The organism is Streptomyces sp. NPDC060366 (assembly GCF_042725135.1).
GTDB lineage: Bacteria > Actinomycetota > Actinomycetes > Streptomycetales > Streptomycetaceae > Streptomyces.
Genome location: NZ_JBHXDC010000052.1, coordinates 1 through 2726 on the forward strand (window position 1 = coordinate 1; position 2726 = coordinate 2726).

The 2726-nt window shown below is 68.2% G+C and carries 2 protein-coding genes; both read left to right on the plus strand.

The features are described 5' to 3' along the window. On the plus strand, positions 1–692 hold a 692-nt coding region (locus ACFWHU_RS38520), incomplete at its 5' end, for a phosphopantetheine-binding protein (protein WP_387231011.1). A gap of 70 nt (positions 693–762) precedes the next feature. Then, positions 763–2726 (plus strand): type I polyketide synthase (locus tag ACFWHU_RS38525; protein ID WP_387231012.1); only part of this gene is annotated, 1964 nt, incomplete at its 3' end.

The window sequence follows — 2726 nt, forward strand, 5'->3', positions numbered from 1 at the left end:
CCACCCAACAAGCCCTCACCCTCCTCGACACCGCAACCACCCACCCCCACCACATCCCCATAGCCATCAACACCACCCGACTCGACACAACAAACACACCCGCGCTCTTCCGCAGCCTCGTCCGGACACGACGCACCACAGCGGCAGTAGCGGCGCAGCAGCCTTCCCGTCTGCTCGCCGAGCTTGCCGGCCTGGACGACGGAAAGCGTGCCGAGCGAATGCTCGCGCTGGTGACCGGCGAGGTGGCGGATGTCCTCGGGCACGCCAACGGGTACGGCATCGAACACAGCCGTCCGTTCTCGGAGTTGGGGTTCGACTCCCTCACGGCCGTACAACTGCGCAACCGTTTGGGAGCACTTGTCGAGCAGCCGCTTCCGGCGACTCTCGTTTTCGACTACCCCACCCCGCTCGCACTCGCCGAGTACCTCCGATCGCGGATCACGGCCCGAAGCGCTTCTGCCGGAGGGCTGGTCACCGTCGACGACCTCAACCGTCTCGACGCCGCACTTTCCGTCAGGCCGGCGGACGACTCGGAACGCGTCGCCATCGTGGAACGTCTCGAAGCGCTCCTGTCGACCCTCTCGGTGTCCGGCGCACGGTCGCGCGAAAGCAGCGAGGACGTACTCGATTCGCTCCGCGAAGCCAGCAATGAGGAGCTCTTTAGCTTCGTGGACAAGGATCTCGGACTCTGAGCCCAATCGGCTCTCCGGGACGCGGTCAAGGTCAGCAATCCATTCGGGTAAGGCAATGGGAGCAGTACAAATGGCGGACGAAGGCAAGCTTCGGGATTACCTCACGCGCGTCATTGCCGAGTTGCACCAGACCCGGCAGAGGCTGCACGACGCCGAGTCCCAGGAGCACGAGCCGATCGCGATCGTCGGGATGGCGTGCCGCTTCCCGGGTGGAGTGCGCTCGCCAGAGGACCTTTGGCGGCTCGTCGCGGACGGACGTGACGCGGTCGGTGGCTTCCCCACCGACCGCGGGTGGGACATCGAGTCCCTCTACCATCCGGACCCGGATCACCCCGGCACGTCGTACGTGTGCGAGGGCGGATTCCTTGACCACGCCGCGGACTTCGATCCTGACCTGTTCCACATGAGTCCGCGGGAGACGCTGGCGACGGACCCGCAGCAGCGGCTCTTGCTGGAGACGGCGTGGGAGGCCTTCGAGCGGGCGGGGATCAACCCGCAGTCGCTGCACGGCAGCCGTACCGGTGTGTTCACGGGCGTGATGTACAACGACTACTCCTCCCGCCTGATGCATCAGGTCCCGGCCGGCTTCGAGGGACATGTCGGGAACGGCAGCGCCGGCAGCATCGCCTCCGGCCGGGTGTCGTACGCGTTCGGGCTCGAAGGCCCCGCCATCACTGTCGACACGGCGTGCTCGTCTTCACTGGTCTCGCTGCACCTGGCCGCGCACGCGCTGCGGCAGGGTGAGTGCACGCTCGCGCTCGCGGGCGGTGTGACGGTGATGGCCACTCCCGGCACGTTCGTGGAGTTCAGCCGGCAGCGCGGGCTGGCGCCGGACGGCCGGTGCAAGCCGTTCGCGGCCGGTGCGGACGGCACCGGCTGGGCCGAGGGTGTCGGACTGCTGTTGGTGGAGCGTCTGTCGGACGCCCAACGCAACGGGCACCAGGTGCTTGCCGTCCTGCGGGGCTCGGCGGTCAACCAGGACGGCGCGTCCAACGGCCTCACCGCACCCAACGGCCCCTCGCAGCAGCGCGTCATCCGTCAGGCGCTCACGAACGCCGGGCTCACGCCCGCCGACATCGACGCGGTCGAAGCACACGGCACCGGCACTGCCCTCGGTGACCCGATCGAAGCACAGGCGCTGCTGGCGACGTACGGTGAGGGCCGGTCGGAGGACGCTCCGCTGTGGCTGGGCTCGCTGAAGTCGAACATCGGGCACACGCAGGCAGCTGCTGGTGTCGCGGGCATCATCAAGATGGTCATGGCGATGCGGGAGGGCGTACTCCCGCAGACGCTGCACGTGGACGAGCCGTCATCTCACATCGACTGGTCGAGCGGAACCGTCCGTCTGCTGACGGAGCCGCAGGAGTGGTCGCACCCTGAACGGCCGCTCCGGGCTGCGATCTCTTCCTTCGGGCTGAGTGGCACGAACGCGCACGTGGTTCTTGAGCAGGCCCCGACCGTTGAACCCGTCGAGCCCGAGACCGGGGGGACGGGGTCCGGTGTGGTGGTGTGGCCGGTGTCTGGTCACACATCCGATGCGCTGCGTGCCCAGGCTTCGCGGTTGCACGCGTGGCTGGAGGAGCAGCCTGACGTTGATCTTCCGGCGGTCGCGGATGCTCTTACGGGGACGCGTGCGACTCTCGACCACCGTGCCGTCGTCTTCGGGACCGGGCGCGGGCAGTTGATGGACGCGCTGGCCGCTGTCGCCGCCGGAACCCCCACCCCGCAGGCAGTGACGGGGCGGTACCGGGCGGGGAAGCTCGCCGTGATCTTCACCGGCCAGGGCTCCCAGTACGCGGGGATGGGACACGACCTCTACACCACCCACCCCGTCTTCCGCGACGCACTCGACGAGACATGCACGGCACTGGACCCGCATCTCCCGGTGCCTTTGCTGACGGTGATGTTCGCCGAACCCGGCACCCCCGAAGCCGACCTGCTGCACCACACCACGTACACCCAGCCCGCCCTCTTCGCCCTGGAAACAGCCCTTTACCGGCTCGTCCAGTCCTACGGGGTGCGCCCCGACGCACT